Source organism: Xanthomonas graminis pv. graminis, assembly GCF_030168915.1.
Classification (GTDB): domain Bacteria; phylum Pseudomonadota; class Gammaproteobacteria; order Xanthomonadales; family Xanthomonadaceae; genus Xanthomonas_A; species Xanthomonas_A translucens.
Genome location: NZ_CP076255.1, coordinates 469,766 through 486,687, shown reverse-complemented (window position 1 = coordinate 486,687; position 16,922 = coordinate 469,766). Strand labels below are relative to the sequence as shown.

17 protein-coding genes and 2 pseudogenes are annotated in these 16,922 nt (G+C 61.1%); 16 read left to right on the top strand and 3 right to left on the bottom strand.

The window, feature by feature from the left end; all coding sequences use genetic code 11:
• Positions 1–254 precede the first annotated feature (254 nt).
• Entirely contained in the window at positions 255–2,093 is a 1,839-nt protein-coding gene (ilvD, locus tag KHF85_RS02100) for a dihydroxy-acid dehydratase (RefSeq protein ID WP_284568333.1), read from the top strand.
• Positions 2,094–2,239: 146 nt separating this feature from the next.
• Here ilvD and KHF85_RS02095 read toward each other — a convergent pair.
• Positions 2,240–2,743, bottom strand: a pseudogene (locus tag KHF85_RS02095) (tyrosine-type recombinase/integrase); the annotation flags it as partial.
• A gap of 969 nt (positions 2,744–3,712) precedes the next feature.
• Between KHF85_RS02095 and KHF85_RS20570 the strand changes: the two are divergent.
• The 6 genes and pseudogenes from KHF85_RS20570 to KHF85_RS20565 all read left to right on the top strand — a co-directional run.
• On the top strand, positions 3,713–4,306 hold the full coding sequence (locus KHF85_RS20570) for a DUF4145 domain-containing protein (RefSeq protein ID WP_409976641.1): 594 nt from the start codon (positions 3,713–3,715) through the stop codon (positions 4,304–4,306).
• Between the two features lie 70 nt (positions 4,307–4,376).
• Entirely contained in the window at positions 4,377–4,784 is a 408-nt protein-coding gene (locus KHF85_RS02090) for a hypothetical protein (RefSeq protein WP_237652834.1), read from the top strand.
• Positions 4,785–5,000: 216 nt separating this feature from the next.
• Entirely contained in the window at positions 5,001–5,402 is a 402-nt protein-coding gene (locus KHF85_RS02085) for a hypothetical protein (RefSeq protein WP_237652833.1), read from the top strand.
• Between the two features lie 19 nt (positions 5,403–5,421).
• Positions 5,422–6,051: a phospholipase D-like domain-containing protein gene (locus KHF85_RS02080; RefSeq protein ID WP_284568332.1), complete on the top strand. Its 630-nt coding sequence runs from the start codon at positions 5,422–5,424 to the stop codon at positions 6,049–6,051.
• A gap of 77 nt (positions 6,052–6,128) precedes the next feature.
• Positions 6,129–6,536, top strand: coding sequence for a hypothetical protein (locus tag KHF85_RS02075; RefSeq protein ID WP_237652831.1), 408 nt, complete (start codon positions 6,129–6,131; stop codon positions 6,534–6,536).
• A gap of 534 nt (positions 6,537–7,070) precedes the next feature.
• Positions 7,071–7,346, top strand: a pseudogene (locus KHF85_RS20565) (DUF2026 family protein); the annotation flags it as partial.
• A gap of 57 nt (positions 7,347–7,403) precedes the next feature.
• Here the strand turns inward: KHF85_RS20565 and KHF85_RS02070 are convergent.
• Positions 7,404–8,360: an IS30 family transposase gene (locus tag KHF85_RS02070; RefSeq protein ID WP_009597007.1), complete on the bottom strand. Its 957-nt coding sequence runs from the start codon at positions 8,358–8,360 to the stop codon at positions 7,404–7,406.
• 212 nt (positions 8,361–8,572) lie between these two features.
• Here KHF85_RS02070 and KHF85_RS02065 point away from each other — a divergent pair, with 212 nt between their 5' ends.
• From KHF85_RS02065 to KHF85_RS02025, 9 genes are all read left to right on the top strand, one after another.
• Entirely contained in the window at positions 8,573–8,857 is a 285-nt protein-coding gene (locus KHF85_RS02065) for a hypothetical protein (protein WP_284568331.1), read from the top strand.
• A gap of 411 nt (positions 8,858–9,268) precedes the next feature.
• Positions 9,269–9,631 (top strand): bleomycin resistance protein, encoded by a 363-nt coding sequence (locus KHF85_RS02060; RefSeq protein ID WP_284568330.1) that lies wholly within the window; start codon positions 9,269–9,271, stop codon positions 9,629–9,631.
• A gap of 660 nt (positions 9,632–10,291) precedes the next feature.
• Complete coding sequence (locus KHF85_RS02055; protein WP_284568329.1) at positions 10,292–11,512, top strand: PQQ-dependent sugar dehydrogenase; 1,221 nt, start codon at positions 10,292–10,294, stop codon at positions 11,510–11,512.
• Positions 11,513–12,100: 588 nt separating this feature from the next.
• The gene (locus KHF85_RS02050) at positions 12,101–12,322 is read left to right on the top strand and encodes a membrane protein (protein WP_038234516.1); all 222 of its coding nucleotides are present in this window, start codon (positions 12,101–12,103) and stop codon (positions 12,320–12,322) included.
• Positions 12,323–12,393: 71 nt separating this feature from the next.
• Positions 12,394–13,197: a trypsin-like serine protease gene (locus KHF85_RS02045; protein WP_284568328.1), complete on the top strand. Its 804-nt coding sequence runs from the start codon at positions 12,394–12,396 to the stop codon at positions 13,195–13,197.
• Between the two features lie 66 nt (positions 13,198–13,263).
• A complete protein-coding gene (locus tag KHF85_RS20455; protein ID WP_345782174.1) occupies positions 13,264–13,584 on the top strand; it encodes a hypothetical protein in 321 nt (106 codons plus the stop codon).
• A gap of 260 nt (positions 13,585–13,844) precedes the next feature.
• Complete coding sequence (locus KHF85_RS02035; RefSeq protein WP_186008698.1) at positions 13,845–14,831, top strand: AI-2E family transporter; 987 nt, start codon at positions 13,845–13,847, stop codon at positions 14,829–14,831.
• A gap of 186 nt (positions 14,832–15,017) precedes the next feature.
• Positions 15,018–15,506, top strand: a complete 489-nt coding sequence (locus tag KHF85_RS02030) for a YcxB family protein (protein WP_284568327.1) — start codon at positions 15,018–15,020, stop codon at positions 15,504–15,506.
• 288 nt (positions 15,507–15,794) lie between these two features.
• A complete protein-coding gene (locus KHF85_RS02025) occupies positions 15,795–16,262 on the top strand; it encodes a metallophosphoesterase family protein (protein WP_284568326.1) in 468 nt (155 codons plus the stop codon).
• 36 nt (positions 16,263–16,298) lie between these two features.
• Here the strand turns inward: KHF85_RS02025 and KHF85_RS02020 are convergent, their stop codons facing one another.
• Entirely contained in the window at positions 16,299–16,652 is a 354-nt protein-coding gene (locus tag KHF85_RS02020; RefSeq protein WP_284568325.1) for a TfoX/Sxy family protein, read from the bottom strand.
• Between the last annotated feature and the right edge of the window lie 270 nt (positions 16,653–16,922).

Genomic DNA, 16,922 nt, shown 5'->3' with positions numbered 1-16,922 from the left:
CGGAAATCGCCGGCACCGCGCAAGCCCATGCATCCGCAGCGCCCGGTCGCCGGATCGCGTAGCGCGGCGGCGTCCGCGCGCTCCACGTCAGGCGCCGGTTCATCGTCGGCAAGAGCAAGCGCGCAGGCCGCGTGATACTGTGGCAAATGGCCCTGTAAGGCGTGCAAAAAGGTTGCGAATGCAACCCTTTGCGGCCCGCCGGGCCGCCCGCTTCGGCCAGCCCGCCGCCCGCCTTCCGACCGCACGATACCCCCATGCCCGACTATCGCTCGAAGACCTCCACCCACGGCCGCAACATGGCCGGCGCGCGCGCGCTGTGGCGCGCCACCGGCATGCAGGACGCCGACTTCCACAAGCCGATCATCGCCATCGCCAACTCCTTCACCCAGTTCGTGCCCGGCCACGTGCACCTGAAGGATCTGGGCCAGCTGGTCGCGCGCGAAATCGAGCGCGTCGGCGGCGTGGCCAAGGAATTCGACACCATCGCCGTGGACGACGGCATCGCCATGGGCCACGACGGCATGCTGTACTCGCTGCCCAGCCGCGAGATCATCGCCGACTCGGTGGAGTACATGGTCAATGCGCACTGCGCCGACGCGCTGGTGTGCATCTCCAACTGCGACAAGATCACCCCCGGCATGCTGATGGCCGCCTTGCGCCTCAACATCCCCACCGTGTTCGTGTCCGGCGGGCCGATGGAAGCGGGCAAGACCAAGCTCGCCGACCACAACCTGGACCTGATCGACGCGATGGTGATCGCCGCCGACCCCAACGCCTCCGACGAAAAGGTCGCCGCGTTCGAGCGCAGCGCCTGCCCCACCTGCGGTTCGTGCTCGGGCATGTTCACCGCCAACTCGATGAACTGCCTGACCGAAGCGCTGGGCCTGGCCCTGCCCGGCAACGGCACCGTGGTCGCCACCCATGCCGACCGCGAGCAGCTGTTTCTGAAGGCCGGGCGCACCGCGGTCGAGCTATGCCACCGCTGGTACGGCGCCGAAGATCCGACCGCCCTGCCGCGCGGCATCGCCACGTTCAAAGCGTTCGAGAACGCGATGACCCTGGACATCGCGATGGGCGGCTCCACCAACACCATCCTGCACCTGCTCGCCGCCGCGCAGGAAGGCGAAGTGCCGTTCACCCTGCGCGACATCGACCGCCTGTCGCGGCATGTGCCGCAGCTGTGCAAGGTCGCGCCGAACATCCAGAAGTACCACATCGAAGACGTGCACCGCGCCGGCGGCATCCTCGCCATCCTCGGCGAACTGGCGCGCGGCGGCCTGCTGCATACCGACCAGCCCACCGTGCACAGCCGCACCCTCGCCGACGCCATCGCGCAATGGGACATCACCCAGACCGACGCCGAGGCCGTGCACACCTTCTACAAGGCCGGCCCGGCCGGCATCCCCACCCAGATCGCCTTCAGCCAGGCCACGCGCTGGCCGACGCTGGACGCCGACCGTGAAGCGGGCTGCATCCGCGACGTCGCCCATGCCTACTCGCAGGAAGGTGGGCTGGCGGTGCTGTACGGCAACATCGCCCTCGACGGCTGCGTGGTCAAGACGGCCGGCGTGGACGAATCGATCCACGTATTCGAAGGCAACGCCAAGGTATTCGAGAGCCAGGATTCGGCGGTCAAGGGCATCCTCGCCGACGAAGTGCAGGCCGGCGACGTGGTGGTGATCCGCTACGAAGGCCCCAAGGGGGGGCCCGGCATGCAGGAAATGCTGTACCCCACCTCGTATCTGAAATCCAAGGGCCTGGGTAAGCAATGCGCCCTGCTCACCGACGGCCGCTTCTCCGGCGGCACCTCCGGCCTGTCGATCGGCCACGCCTCGCCGGAAGCGGCGGCGGGTGGCGCCATCGGCCTGGTCCGCGACGGCGACAAGATCCTGATCGACATCCCCAACCGCCGCATCGACCTGCTGGTCGACGACACCGAACTGGCCGCCCGCCGCGCCGCCCAGGACGCGCAAGGCTGGAAGCCGGTGGAAGTGCGCCCGCGCAAGGTCACCACCGCGCTGAAGGCGTACGCGCTGCTGGCGACCAGCGCCGACAAGGGCGCGGTACGCGACAAGGCGATGCTGGACGGTTGAGGGGTTGCCATGAAGACCGTGGACTCCCACGGTCTTCATGGCATCCCGGTATTGCACTGTGGGAGGGGCTCTGGGTGGCCTCGGGCCATCAGTCCCGACGCGTGACCACAAACGCCCACAGCTGGGTTGCTGTTCTTGGCGGCAGGTCACTGACCGCCGGCGCCTAGCCCATCCAACGGACTGCGCACCGCCGAGGCCCCGCGCTCCAGCACATGCGTGTAGATCTGCGTGGTGGCCACATCCTTGTGGCCCAACAGCTCCTGCACGGCGCGGATCTCGAGGCCGGTCTCCAGCAGGTGCGTGGCAAACGAATGCCGCAAGGTGTGGCAGGTTGCCGGCTTGACGATGCCTGCACGGCGCCGTGCCGCCTGCACCGCACGCTGCAGCCTTTCCTCCGACACGTGATGCCGGCCCACTCGGCCACTGCGCGGATCCACCGATCGACGCGCGGCGGGGAACAGATACTGCCAGCCGGGCGCGACATCGGCAGTGGGATACTTGCGCGCCAGCGCATGTGGCAGGAACACCCTTCCCGCCCCCTCGGCGAGATCCGCGGCGTGCAGCAGCAGCGCCGGCGCGCGTTGCTGCATCAATTCCCCGCGCAGGCTGCGCGGCAGCGGCAGCGGCAGCGGCCGATCCTTGCCGCCTTTTGCGCATGCTGTAATGGCGAAGCCGCAGCCGACCACGGACCTGATCCAGCAGCTTGGGCGCCAGGCGCGCCGTTACGCCTGCATATCAAGGGTGTAATTCATACGCCTGCTCAACCGTCGGATAACGCAACCAGCATCGACGCCAAGACCCCCGCTTGCCATCCGGCAAGTCATTGTTACGAAGTAGGAATTCCGCCTTCCCAGACCTCCGGCGTTAGTCGATACTTGGTGCAACACTGCTTTTAGGCGGTTCAATTGTAGTTAGGCCGTGTTGGAGCAACAGCATCGGAGCTCGCATCTTCGACCAGTTCACTGACGCGCACGCAGTCGGCTCCGGACAGTGGTTCTCACCGTAACTTGCATCGGACAGTCCGCCGCTTCGTCATTTCGTGTCACTGCCGCGCGGCACTCATTGCGCCTGGCTTCGGAGCCAATAGGCCCCGTGGCATTGCGGCGCAAGCTTCATCCTGCAAGCTGTGGCACACTCGGCTCAGGCGGGCAATGCTGGGGAGCACGGTTGCGATCTCAACCGTTTCGGCCACTCACTGCCTAACAACTCATTCAAGCCGACGTTGCTTCGCAACGCGGCTTAATTCAAGCGTTAGGTGTGAGATCAAGCTCATGAGCTTCCTGACAATCATATCAATCGGATTCGCATTGGCGTCGGCCGGGGCTTGGCTCTACGCGAGCCGCGTAAAGGTTTCGCGTGAGGAAGTACTATCGCGGCGCCGTCGCGCTGCTGATAAAAGCGGCAACGCCACTGATCTCTCCGGAGTAACTTTTGACGGCTGGGAGGTTCGGGAGACCTTGGCCGCTCAATCCAGGTGGAACTCCATAGGTGCTGTAACCGCGGCTGCGTCAATCCTTAGCCAAGCTGTGGCCCAAGCGATTGCTCACACCTAACAACTCAATCAAGCCGAACTGGCTTCGCCAGTCGGCTTATCTCGGGCGTTAGTTTCTGGAGGAAGGATGCAGAGTCTTTCACAAAATCTACAACTTGAACGCTGCCCACACTGCTCAATTGCGGCACCGCACCTAAATAGCGTTCATCACTTCGACACAAAGCGACATGATGGAACAGATCCACGTAAGTGGCGGATCTATGTTTGTAGTACATGCGGCGGAGTAATTAGCGCTTGGGGTGTCAACTTCAACCAAGACGTCATCGATTACTTTCCCAGCTCTCACATCGTTGACCCAGAGATTCCGGATAGACCGCGCTCATATCTAAGTCAGGCCCAAGAGAGCCTTCATGCCCCAGCCGGCGCTGTAATGCTTTGCGCCAGCGCTGTCGATGCAATGCTAAAAGCCAAAGGCCTTGAGAATGGAAGCTTATATGCCAGGATCGAGGAAGCATCTACGTCAGGACTCATAACGACAGAAATGGCTACTTGGGCGCACGAGGTCAGGTTGGATGCCAATGATCAGAGACACGCCGACCAAGCAGCTACGTTACCGAGTGAGCAAGATGCCAAGCGAGTACTTGAATTCGCTTTTTCGCTCGCAGAATTCCTCTTTGTATTGCCCGCTAGAGTTATGCGGGGCATCCAAGCCAGCAGCTAACAATTCATTCAAGCCGATGCCACTTCGCGGCGCGGCTTAACTCAGGCGTTAGGTATAAGGGGAGAGTTCTATGCGCATCGTTATTTTTTCCATTACTGCTTTGGCTCTACTCGCAGGCTGCGACAAGCTCCAGCAACAACAAGAAGCCTCATTTGAGATCCGTGACTTCTCAACAAAAGAGGAAACAACCAAGGCCACCGAATATTCAAAAGAATGGAATGAATTCAAATCTACTGGAACGGTGGTCGCTCAAGGCATTCCCGCAGATCGGGCTGTGATTGCAATCTTCGAGTACAAAGACATTAGCGACAGTCCTAACCCAGAGTCACAGTATACAATCGCTCTTGTCCGCGGTGGGACGGGAAAAGTTGAAACTTCAAAAAGCAAATACGGTGAGATCAGCAGGCGCCCCAACTACCAATGGAGCGTGCTTGGGTGGCACGACATAAAGCCTGCAAGCGTCAAGGTCGTTAATTGAGGCTAGTCTGGCCTTATGTCTAACAATTCGTTCAAGCCGAGCCCAAATCGTGGCGGCGCCTTCGTGCCTACGCTACGCTAGCATGCAGTCGCCGCCCCGCTTCGGGCCGGCTTAACTCAGACGTTAGGTGCTATGGAAGATACTCATCTCCTCGGAGCTATGTACCTTGGTCACGCTGGATCCTTTCGGCACTGCATCAACGTGCTTCTCGCAGACATGGACAAAGACAAAAATGGCCTACCCGCAAAAATGGCCTGTCTTCCAGTCTATTACCTGGCTTCGCATGTGATTGAGCTTCTTCTAAAGGCTGCTTTGCTCAAACGCGACGTTACTTCGCAGGAACTTAAAGCGGTTGATACTAGGCAAAACCTTGCAAAGCTTGCAGAAATGCTTTCCGGCCTCGTCACAATCAGCAGCCAAAATCGGGCGTTGATTACCACCCTCAGCGATCAGCACAAACGTCATTTTCTACGCTACGGTGGACCCACGGCATTACCTCACCCAGAATGGCTAATGGAGGGTCTAGATGAGATCCTGCAGCTTTGCGCAGTTTCTGGAACTTCTGGGGTCGCGCCTAACAATTCATTCAAGCCGAACGCGCCTCGCGGGTCGGCTTAATTCAGGCGTTAGCACTCACATGGACAACATCGCTTTTTTCTTTAGGAACAAGCTTTCTGAGAATCGGTTTAGCGACTCAGTACTCGCTGCATTAAGTACGCCCTCCATCGACAGCGCACTATTGTGTAGCGGCTTCTTCCAAGAGGACTCTTCGTATAGCGTTAGTGCGAAGAGGTTTTCTAGCATATCGCGCTGCTGCCACAAAATTGACTTGACAACTGTCGGCTACTACAAGGGTGGCAAGCCAAGCTATACCGCATTTAACAAGGGGATCGCTAAACATTGCTGCAACACTTGTATCAACCACAAACCGCTCCGGCTTCCTGGAGACAAGTGGCACGCGAAAATATTCATTGGTAAAACACAAGGGGAACCCGTCATTGCAGCCATAGGTAGCAGCAATCTTACGCGACGGGCTTTTGACACAAAGAAAAACTTTAACTACGAGTGCGACGTGCTCTTCTGGGATGGAAGCAATAAATTAATTTCTTCGCGTATTTCTACAATTCTTGGAGAATCTCCAGATGAGTCCATGTCAATAGTTGTGGCGAAGGTGGATTACAGTCATCCCGTGAATAGAGTCCCCGTCACCGAGAAGCTCAAAGAGCTCGAGCGTGAGATTCTTAGCAAAGCAGTTCTAGTGGTATGAGTGCTAACAATTCATTCAAGCCGAATCCGCTTCGCGGCTCGGCTTAATTCAGGCGTTAGGCATTAAGGGATAGTTCTATGCGCATCGTTTTTTTTGCCATTATTGCTTTGGCTCTACTCGCAGGCTGCGACAAGCTCCAGCAACAACAAGAAGCCTCATTTGAGATCCGTGACTTCTCAACAAAAGAAGAAACAACCAAGGCCACCGAATATTCAAAGGAATGGAATGAATTCAAATCTACTGGAACGGTGGTCGCTCAAGGCATTCCCGTAGATCGGGCTGTGATTGCAATCTTCGAGTACAAAGACATTAGCGACAGCCCTAACCCAGAGTCACAGTACACAATCGCTCTTGTCCGCGGTGGGACGGGAAAAGTTGAAACTTCAAAAAGCAAATACGGTGAGATCAGCAAGCGCCCCAACTACCAATGGAGCGTGCTTGGGTGGCACGACATGAAGCCTGCAAGCGTCAAGGTCGTCAATTGAGGCTAGTCTGGCCTTATGTCTAACAATTCGTTCAAGCCGAGCCCAAATCGTGGCAGCGCCTTCGTGCCTACGCTACGCTAGCACGCAGTCGCCGCCCCGCTTCGGGCCGGCTTAACTCAGTCGTTAGGCCTACAGGGGAAAACAATGCGCCATCTAACTATCATTCCGCTTTTTCTGCTTTCCTTTTCGTCCGCTGCTTCACAGGACTACAGCTACTGCGAGGTCACCGGTCTTGCGCTCGGCGCCAACAAAGAGTTCGTAGGCTCCGTAGCCGCGCGCATCGTAGATCGTGAGGGTCTAACGGGGGAGCCTGACTGCCAAGCAGTCTGGCAAGACGCATACCGCACAGGCAAGCGTCTTTCTACTGGTGGCCAGTGGTCTGACCTGGACTCAGTTAAGTGGCGCAAGCTTCAAGACTTCGAGACCAAGGTCCTGGACAGCGTTATCAATGGCTTGCATCTTGGCTTGTAGGCCTAACAATTCATTCAAACCGAACCCGCTTCGCGGGTCGGCTTAATTCAGGCGTTAGACCGCATGTCAATCACTCCTGCAATCCAGACCCCAAGCCCCCTATCCGCTGAAGATTACGAGCGCATCTATCAAGTCATCCATGCGGTGCTTGAGGATCGCGCCAACACGCCACACGCATGTATGTTCTTCGCAATCGCCGGGTCTTTCATCCTCAACAAGCACCACGGCATAGCCGCAAGACCTGTTGCTGGCGCGTTCCTACTCTGTGTGGATGATGCTCCATCAGTTATTAGCATCGGCAAGAACGATGGGAACACCATTAGCTGGGATGAGAAAAACTTTCACATGTGGGTTCAAACAGAGCATCACATAATCGATTTCATTGCACCGGCGGATTCAACTCCGATTCGCAACGCTGTTGAGGACCTCCTCGGAGAAGACTTCGAGGGGCGTTTTGAATCCGAGTATCTTGCGCGGACGATTGTAGAGTCGCTGTTCGATCCATCGCAGGTGCGCATCGGTGATGGTGCTGAAATCGATGTGTCGTGGCAAGTACTGGCGCGTCAATCCGTTGGCATTTTCGTTGCTGCCTCGCTGCCATGCGCAGTACGGATCTGCAAAATAGAAGTCGCTCTGCAAGCAGGCGGCAATGAGCCGATGATCGGCGAATTCCTTGCCGTTGTCGGCGGTGAGGGTGTGCACCGTGTGGCCTAGGCCGCCCAGGCGCTGGACGATGGCGTTGCGCACGTTCTCGGCGGTGCCGTCAGGCGAGTAAGCCAGCAGATGCAGGCGACTGCGGCGTTCGGTCATGCTGACCACCACGGCCTTTCCGTGTGAGGCCCGGAGGGTATCCAGCTCCCAGTCGCCGATGCGGCTTCGCTGCTCCACCACGCTGGGGCGCTGTGTCCAGCTGCGCCGATGTGTCAGCTGTCCGCGGCCATCGCGCACGCCCCGCCGACGGCGCTTGCGGCGGCGCTTGCGTAGATGCGTGAACAACTGGCCACCGCGCTTGTGGTCAGCGTAGATGTGCCGATAGATCCATTCGTGACTGGCCAGGCCGGTGCGACCGGCAATCTGTTCCGGGCTGAAGTCCTCGCTCAGCAGGACCTCGATCTGTGCGATGCGCTCAGCGTCGATGCGTGGACGCCGGCTGGCCTGCGTGCGCCGATGCTCGCTGATGCGCTGTGCGTGATCTGGCAGATAGTGCCGAGCGTGCTGATTGCGGCGCAGTTCGCGGCTGATCGTGCTGGGCGCGCGCTCCAACGCATCGGCGATGGCCCGCATCGACATCCCGGTTTCATATAACGCATGCAAACGGTATCGTTCGGCCTGGTCCAGGCGGCTGGATGACATGGGCAACTCCACTTGGCGGTGAAGTCGCTCAAGTCAGGTCGCCGGGCCACTTCACAACCGTTGGTGTTGCGAATCGGAGTTGAAGCCGCCACCACTTTGAGCACTTCAACAACCATTACCCGGGCTTCGATCTCAATATCTACGATATTGGCATTGAGTACCTGACGGCTAAAGAGGCTTATGATCGGATCAAGTTCTTCCACGACAAGCCCATGACCGATTGGGGAACCCAATACGACTACTTTAAGGCACAGAACCAAGACTACCTTATTTACCAACGGATGTCTCAAGATCTAACGCCGCCATTTCCGCCGATCCTGATCCAATCAACTTTGCTGATCGATAATGGCTGGCGAGTCTATGGGCGCGACATTCACCTAATTGAGGGCACTCATAGAGTTGGCTACTTGCGCCGGATGCTTGAGCTTGGGGAGGTGCTTCCGAAAAGTGCACATAAGTTTGTCGTGCTTAGGCCGCGATTCAATGGCACTGCCTAACAATTCATTGAAGCCGACGCCGCTTCGCGGCGCGGCTTAACTCAGGTGTTAGGCCGTGGTGGAGCAACAGCATCGGTGCTCGCATCTTCGACCAGTTCACTGGCGCGCACGCGGTCGGCTCCGGACAGTGGTTCTCACCGTAACTGGCATCGGACAGTCCGCCGCTTCGTCATTTCGTGTCACTGCCGCGCGGCACTCATTGCGCCTGGCTTAGGAGCCAACAGGCCCCGTGGCATTGCGGCGCAAGCTTCATCTCGCAAGCTGTGGCACACTCGACTCAGGCGGGCAGTGCTGGGGAGCACGGTTGCGGTCTCAACCGTTTCGGCCACTCACTGCCTAACAACTCATTCAAGCCGACGTTGCTTCGCAACGCGGCTTAATTCAAGCGTTAGGCAGCAAGGAGAGATCATCGTGACTCAGACAGTGACCCCCGTCCTTCGGGTAACCAGCGCTTCCGCCAGTTTCCCGTTCTACGTTCAGGGCCTTGGATTCACCGTCGATTGGGAGTATCGGCACGCGCCGGATTTTCCGGTCTTTGCACAGCTTACTCGCGGGGACCAATCGATTTTCCTAAGAGAGCACGCAGACGACTGTCAGGTCGGTGGCGCCGTCTACTTTGCTGTTCCAGATGTAGACGAGTGCCATCAGGCGTTCCAAACAACGGGACTTGTTCAATCTGGCTCGCCGCGCAACACCGCATGGAAAACTCGCGAAATCTTGGTAGCTGATCCGGACGGCAACAGGCTCACCTTCTTCACTGAGCTCGCTGCCTAACAATTCATTCAAGCCGACGCCGCTTCGCGGCGCGACTTGACTCAGGCGTTAGGGCTCACAAGCAACTTCACACAACCCAGGTTGTTGCATGAAATTTTTCTATGAAATTGGCCGAATTTATGGGCGATGTGGCGTGGGGCACGCAGGGGCCAGGGCGCGGCGGCAGACGAGACAACGCCTAGGCAGCACTGCCCGGGGATGCCGCCGCACGAGCGGTATCTACTCCCTCTAGTCGATGCCATAGGCGTCGCCTGCATGCCCGCACTGAGGGCTCTGCGCTGTCTACTGCTTTCTGTGGATCTTTTCCTCCGCAAGTCTAGTTTCTGGCTTCTGCGACAATAGCTTCTCGCTGTTCGCTGAGCACTTGCGCTGCCGCCAAGTACACTTCGCAATGATCCTCACGGCTTTTTTTATTGCTTTGTGTGGTTCTCGGCTGGAGGGCAGTGCGTGCTGGTCAGCGGCCAGCCGCGTAACAATTCATTAAGGCCTAACCCGCTTCGCGGGCCGGCTCAACTCAGGCGTAAGGTCCCTGGGGAGAGTTCGTCCCCACATCAGGACTTTCGTTCCGACTTCACGCCAGGACCAAAGAAACCGTCACACCCAAACGGCATTGGAGGCATTAGGATTTGCCGGGTCACCCGGAGGCAAGGAAACACGCACATGATGAAGCTGGCAAGCGGGTTCCTGGTTTGCGCTCTGCTCACAAGCGCCGCCCACGCACAGAGCAACGCTGGCGATCAGAAAACCGATCCCGACCTCCCCTTCAACGTCGCCAAGGTCGCCAGCTTCGACCTGCCCTGGCGCATTGCCTTCCTGCCCGATGGCCGCATGCTCGTGACCGAGAAGGTCGGCCGCCTCCAGCTTGTCACGCCGGGTGGCGCCAAGACCGAGATCAAGGGCGTCCCGGCCAGCTATGTCGAAGGCCAGAACGGCATGTTGGGCGTCTTCCTTTCGCCACGCTACGCCATTGACCACAGTGTGTACCTTACCTATGTCGCGCCCGGCGACTATGGCGGCGGCCTGGCCATGGGCCGCGGCCAACTCGTTTTGGAAGGCAATCAGGCCCGGCTGCATAACTTCAAGGTCCTCTGGCGCCAAATGCCCACGGGCAAGGGGGGCCAAGCCGGCGCCCAGATCGCCTTCTCACCGGACGGCAAATACCTCTTCCTCACCGTGGGTGACCGCCAGCGCTTCACGCCGACCCAGGATCCCAATCAACCGGCTGGCAAGATTCTGCGACTGACGCTGGACGGCAAACCCGCGCCGGGCAATCCATGGGCAGGCAAGGTCGGTGCCGCCACCATTCCACTGATCGATCCGGCGGCCGATACCGAAGCAGCCAAGACGGCTCCGGTTGTCAGCACCTATACGTTCCCCGGCCCCAACCTCACGCCGGCCGAAACATGGTCCACCGGCCATCGCACACCTTACGGGCTCGCCTTCGCGCCTGACGGTCGACTGTGGGAGCTTGAGCACGGCCCCAAGGGCGGCGACGAACTGAACCTGATCCAGCGTGGCAAGAACTACGGCTGGCCGCTGGTGTCGTATGGCATGAACTACAACGGCGTGCCCATCCCCAGCCCGGACACGCGGCCCGATCTCGTCAAGCCCGTGATCTATTGGGTGCCGGTGATCGCACCAGGCAACCTCATGTTCTACAAGGGCAGCATGTTCCCGCAGTGGAAGGGCAGCGCCTTGATCAGCGGCCTTGCCAGCGGGGGAATCATTCGCGTTACCGTTGACCGCAACGGCGGCGCCAGCGCGGTCCAGCGCTGGAGCCTGGACAAACGCATACGCGATATCGAAGAGGCGCCGGATGGGTCGTTGTGGGTATTGGAAGATGCGCAACCCGGCGGTCTGTACCGGCTCACGCCGAAATAATGCCCTGCGGGGGGCCGGCGGATGAGGGTGAAACGCAACGTGTCCGGTAGTGCGATTTCCGTCGGGCTGGCCCGCGACGGCTTCAGGTCCTGATCGACATCGCCAACCGCCGCATCAACCTGCTGGTCAACGATACCGAACCGGCCGCCCGCCACGCCGCACAGGACGCGCAACGCGGGAAGCCGGTCGAAGTACGCCCGCGCAAGGTCACGACCGTGCTGAGGAGGTAGGCCAGCGCCGACAAGGGCGTGGTGCACGCCACGTTGAGCAGCCGGGCCTGATCGTTTGGGCGCTGTACAAGCATCTTTCGGGCTTGGAGGTCTATAGCTGCTCGGATCGTCAGCGCCCTTGACCTCAGTCACATCGATATCACGCCATGGCTCGGGCGGCGGCGTGGATGCTGCCTAAGCATTGCAGCCGAACTCGCCTCACGGATCGGCTTGACTCAGGCCTTGGCCCACTGGGCGGGTTCGTCGCCATATTTGGCGTTTTATCAGGCGCTTTGGCGCGTTCGTCGCACGCCAGTCGCCGCGTTGCCATGCAGCTGCGATGCTTCCGGTACCGCCCGCCGGCCAAAGGAGTCGCATTGTGAAAGCGCTGATTGCGGTAGTTGCCTGGTGCCTTCTGTTTGTTCTGTGCTGGCCGCTGGCCGTGCTGGCCTTGGTCCTGTGGCCAATCCTCTGGTTGCTCACCTTGCCGTTCCGCCTTGTCGGGATCACGTTCTGCGCTGTGTTCGCGCTTCTGCACGCCATCCTGTTCCTGCCTGCCCGCCTCCTCGGCTGGCGGCCGGGACACGCAGCGACGGCCTGACACTTCATTCAAGCGCAAGCCGCGGGCGGCCTGGCGTACGCCACTCGCAGAGACCTCCAAAGGAACCGCACATGCTCCGGCTCTTGTTGCTCGCACTGCTTGTGGTGTCCTTCAGCGCAAGCGCAATCGTCATTCGCGATGACGTTGACGACGCGAAGTATCGCGTTCCGGCGTCTGCGTTTCCTGCTCTAGTCGATATGCCTGGTGAGGGACATGGCGTGCTGATTGCACCGCAGTGGGTCGTGAGCGCGGCCCATGCGGTCACCTGGCAAGCGGACATCAAGCAGGTCACGCTCAATGGGATATCCAGGGACGTTGAACGTCTGGTGATACACCCCGGTTACAAGAAGCCTCCGCAAGCGCTGCTTGACCAAGCGCTGGCCACGTGGGATTGGACGCTTTTCAGGGTGGTGCTCTCTTCCTCCGATGACATCGCACTTCTCAAGTTGGCACGGCCCGTTACCGATGTCGCTCCAGCCGCACTCAACACGCGCAATGACGAGTTCGGCCAGACCATCAAGATCATGGGAAAAGGCGCGACGGGCAATGGCGTCACCGGATACCAATTCAGCAGCTCCCACCGCACGGAGCTTCGCCGCGCGTACAACACCGTCAGCAGCGCCGATGGCCGCTGGTTCTGCTATACCTTCGACAAGCCGTCGCACGCCCTGCCCCTCGAGGGCGGGTCGGGAAGTGGCGACAGTGGCGGACCCGTCCTTCTCCAGGCGGGCAAGGAGTGGTTCTTGGCCGGACTCACTTCATGGTCAGACCCTCAAAGCGCTATCAGGACGCCTGGGAGGTATGGTCAGATCAGTTGCAATGTCCGCCTGAGTCATTACAGCGAATGGATTGAAAGCATCATCTCCGAGCCTTAGGCGGTGCCAACACTTCCTTCAAGCCGATGCCGCCTTGCGGCGCGGCGCAACTCATCCGTCGAGCCGATGCCCAGACATTGCAGCCATTGCGGGTTGGAGCTTCGCGAGGTCGGGGACTTCCGATCCTGCTGGATTACCGTTTACGCGTGCCCAGGCAAGCGGCCGCTTCACGACTTCCTGGAGGTGGGCGATCCTCGGTGGACCTTTCCGCTCCTGGACCTCAATCCCGGCGTCAAAGACCGCCTGGTCAATGCGGACCCAGCACTGGTCGAGCTTGCCGTCTCCCGCATCCGAATGATTGACTACAAAACCGTCAGCATTGTCGACTTCGAGAAAACGCTACTCGGCGCGTTCTCGGAGCCTGGTAATGCCGCCGGGCAGTCCTGACATTTCGTTCAAGCCGACGCCGCTTCGCATTGCGGCTTGACACATGCGCGCCTGCAGAATGGACGGAGTGTGGGTGGGCGGCCTGGCGATCGACCAGGGTGGTTCCGGCAACGGCGCCGCCGTGCGCTCTTCGCCTGCCTTGCACTTCGCTGACCGTATCGTCCGCACACTTTGGTTTTGCCAGGATCTCCCAGATGCTTTCCTCCGCCCCACGTTCTCCCTCCCCGCTGCGGCCTTTCGCCGAGCGCGTCCTGGTCGTCATGGCGCTGGGCGGTTTGGCCCTGCTGGCCTACCAACTCTCCGAACTGCTGCTGGTCGTGTTCGGCGCGGTGGTGGTGGGCGTGCTGCTGCACGGGCTGGCGTCGACGTTGCGCAAGCGGCTGCCGGTGCCGGAATGGGCCGCACTGGGCCTGGTGATCCTGTCGTTGGTGCTGATCCTGTCGTCGATCGTGTTGCTGTTCGGTGCGGAAGTCGCCGCCCAGATCGACGCGTTCCGCACTACGCTGCCGGCGGCATGGAACAAGTTCCATGCCTGGTTGCAGTCCGGCCCGCTCGGGCCGCAGATCGAGAGCATCCCCGACCAGTTGCGCGACGGCGCTTCGACGCTGGCCACGCATGCCGGGGCGATCGTGCTGTCGGCCGGCGGCGGGATCACCGATGCGGTGCTGATGATCGTCGGCGGCGTCTATCTGGCGGCGCAGCCCAAGCTGTATCGGCGCGGACTGCTGCGGCTGCTGCCGCGCGACCGCCGCGATGTCGCCGACGAAGCCTTGACCGCCAGCGGAAAGGTATTGCGCGCCTGGCTGGGCGGTCAGTTCCTGGCGATGCTGGTGATCGGCAGCCTGACCGGGTTGGGACTGTGGCTGCTCGGCGTTCCGGTGGCACTCGGCATCGGCCTGCTGACCGCGCTGCTGGACTTCATTCCGATCGTCGGCCCGATCGTGGCCGCGGTCCCGGCGGTGCTGCTCGGCTTCACCGTCAGCCCGCAGGTGGCACTGGGGGCGCTGCTGGTATTCGTGGTCCTGCAGCAGCTCGAGGGCCATGTGCTGCAACCGCTGATCCAGGCGCGTGCGGTGGACCTGCCGCCGGCCTTGCTGCTGTTCTCGCTGTTCGGCATCGGCGTGCTGTTCGGGCCGATGGGCGTGGTGTTGGCAGCGCCGCTGACCGTGGTGCTCTATGTGCTGGTCAAGCACTTGTATGTCCACCACGCCCTGGACGATGCCGACGGTGCGGTGCCGGCGGAGTGATCCGTCGGAGTGGCGCGGCGGGGCTGTCGGCGCGGCGTCCCGCCGACCGTGCCCGACAGAACTGAGCCGGCGCGTGGCCGCCCTGTTGCCAGCACCCCGGCGATGTGCAACGGTCGCAGCCGCGTAGAGTCCGTTCTCTTGTCGATGATGCCGTTGCGCAGCGGCGCTCCATAAGGATGCTCTCCGATGCACCATGCCAGCCTCCGCTACGACAGACCGCTGATTCGCCGAGCCGTGGCGAGCTTCTGCTGGCGCGTCGTCGGGCTGCGCTATGTCGTCGCCCTGGCCTTGGTGGCGGCGTCCCTTGTCGTCCTCGTCCGCGGCGGCAACGCCTCCTGGTTGGTCGGCCTCTTGGCAAGCGCACTCGCGCTCGGCATCGCCTTTCCTGTGGCGCTCTACGCCACCCACTACCGCAATGCGCTGCGCAGGCTCGATGCAATGGGCGCTCCCGTCGGCACGCTCGAAGCATCCGCAAGCTCGTTGTCGCTGTCCTCTGCTGCCGGCACCACGACACTGCCCTGGTCCGCAGTCTGCGACGTGTGGCGATTCGAATCCTGTTGGCTGCTGCTGCTTTCGAAGTCCCAGTTCGTCACCTTGCCGCTCGCCGACCTGAGCGCGGAGACCGCGGAGTTCATCCGTACCCAGGTTCTGGCTGCGGGAGGCAAGGTTTCCTGATGACGCATTCGACCGAGGCCACAACGGCAAGCGGATGAAGCAGGACGGCTGGCGCTGGTAAGCTGACACTCGCGTCAGACCACGCGTGCAATTGCCCGATGCGCAGCGGACCCGGATCGCGGCGGCGGCGGCCTTTTCCACATCGACCGCTGGTTCCCGATGCAGCGCTGCTGGCAGGTGGCGCTCGCGATGCGGTGAACGGCCGTTCGCCCGGACCGGTCCGCGGCCGTGCGAACGTGCGAACGTGGGGGTTAGGCTAGCACTCCGTCCTGTTGCGAAGCCTTGCCGATGCCTTGCGTCCCGCCGCTGCGAATCGGCCTGATCTCCGATACCCATGGCCTGCTGCGGCCGCAGGCGCTGGCGGCGATGCGCGATTGCGTGGCCATCGTGCATGCCGGCGACATCGGCAAGCCGGAGATTCTCGATGCGCTGCGCGCGCTCGCGCCGTTGCATGCGATCCGCGGCAACATCGATACCGCGCCCTGGGCGCAGGCGCTGCCCGACACGCTGGACATCGACATCGTGGGCATCCGCCTGCATGTGCTGCACGATCTGAAGACGCTGGCGCGCGATCCCGCCTGCGTGGACGTGGTGGTCAGCGGGCATTCGCACAAGCCGCTGCTGCAGAGCCGCGACGGCGTGCTGTACGTCAATCCCGGCAGTGCCGGACCGCGCCGTTTCAGCCTGCCGATCGGGGTGGGCTATCTGCATCTGCAGGCGGACGGCATCCGCGGCGAGCTGCACGCGCTGACCTGAAACGGCGCTGCAAAAATCTACGGAACAACGCGCGACCTAGCGCGGCGCCGGCGGCCGGCTTGCGCGTTTGCCAGCCTTGGCCGGTTTGGAGGCGGGCAATGCCTGCGCGGTGGCGCGCAGCAGGCGCTGCAGCACGGTGCGGTCCTCCAGTCCCTCGTCGATCAGGTAATGCGGCTTGCCACCCGGATACGGCGCCTGTTCGACCACCTCGCCGAGCAGCGCGCGCCCGGCGGCGGTCGGCTTGACGAACACCTGGTTGTCGCAGACGAAGGCCACCACCTTGCCGTCCAGGTACAGCGCATATTCGCCGAACATCTTCTTGCAGGTCAGCGCGGCGCCGAGCGCCGCCTGTTCCAGGACGTAATCCACGTAGCTGGCATCGGACGCCATGGTGTCGCTCTGCGCTTGGGTCGATACCGGATTCTGCATCGCGGCCGGCAAAGCGCAAGCGACGCCGGAGCGCGCCGCACATTGCAAAGCGTCCTTCGCCACGCCGCTACGCCCCTGTCCGGGCGCCGAAACCCGTAGCCGCAGCGGCCGCCGGCGAGCGACACTGCAGCGCGTCGCCGATCCATGGTCACTGGCCGCATCGGCACATGCGCCACTGGAATTGATATTTGTTATAAAGTAACAATCCCGCCCCCCAACAGCCTTCCCGGA

Excerpts from the sequence above, each read along its gene's own strand:
- ilvD (WP_284568333.1), top strand. The coding sequence starts at position 255 with ATGCCCGACTATCGCTCGAAGACCTCCACCCACGGCCGCAACATGGCC.
- KHF85_RS20570 (WP_409976641.1), top strand. The coding sequence starts at position 3,713 with ATGCAGAGTCTTTCACAAAATCTACAACTTGAACGCTGCCCACACTGC.
- KHF85_RS02090 (WP_237652834.1), top strand. The coding sequence starts at position 4,377 with ATGCGCATCGTTATTTTTTCCATTACTGCTTTGGCTCTACTCGCAGGC.
- KHF85_RS02085 (WP_237652833.1), top strand. The coding sequence starts at position 5,001 with ATGGACAAAGACAAAAATGGCCTACCCGCAAAAATGGCCTGTCTTCCA.
- KHF85_RS02080 (WP_284568332.1), top strand. The coding sequence starts at position 5,422 with ATGGACAACATCGCTTTTTTCTTTAGGAACAAGCTTTCTGAGAATCGG.
- KHF85_RS02075 (WP_237652831.1), top strand. The coding sequence starts at position 6,129 with ATGCGCATCGTTTTTTTTGCCATTATTGCTTTGGCTCTACTCGCAGGC.
- KHF85_RS02070 (WP_009597007.1), bottom strand. The coding sequence starts at position 8,360 with ATGTCATCCAGCCGCCTGGACCAGGCCGAACGATACCGTTTGCATGCG.
- KHF85_RS02065 (WP_284568331.1), top strand. The coding sequence starts at position 8,573 with ATGACCGATTGGGGAACCCAATACGACTACTTTAAGGCACAGAACCAA.
- KHF85_RS02055 (WP_284568329.1), top strand. The coding sequence starts at position 10,292 with ATGATGAAGCTGGCAAGCGGGTTCCTGGTTTGCGCTCTGCTCACAAGC.
- KHF85_RS02045 (WP_284568328.1), top strand. The coding sequence starts at position 12,394 with ATGCTCCGGCTCTTGTTGCTCGCACTGCTTGTGGTGTCCTTCAGCGCA.
- KHF85_RS20455 (WP_345782174.1), top strand. The coding sequence starts at position 13,264 with ATGCCCAGACATTGCAGCCATTGCGGGTTGGAGCTTCGCGAGGTCGGG.
- KHF85_RS02035 (WP_186008698.1), top strand. The coding sequence starts at position 13,845 with ATGGCGCTGGGCGGTTTGGCCCTGCTGGCCTACCAACTCTCCGAACTG.
- KHF85_RS02030 (WP_284568327.1), top strand. The coding sequence starts at position 15,018 with ATGCACCATGCCAGCCTCCGCTACGACAGACCGCTGATTCGCCGAGCC.
- KHF85_RS02025 (WP_284568326.1), top strand. The coding sequence starts at position 15,795 with ATGCCTTGCGTCCCGCCGCTGCGAATCGGCCTGATCTCCGATACCCAT.
- KHF85_RS02020 (WP_284568325.1), bottom strand. The coding sequence starts at position 16,652 with ATGGCGTCCGATGCCAGCTACGTGGATTACGTCCTGGAACAGGCGGCG.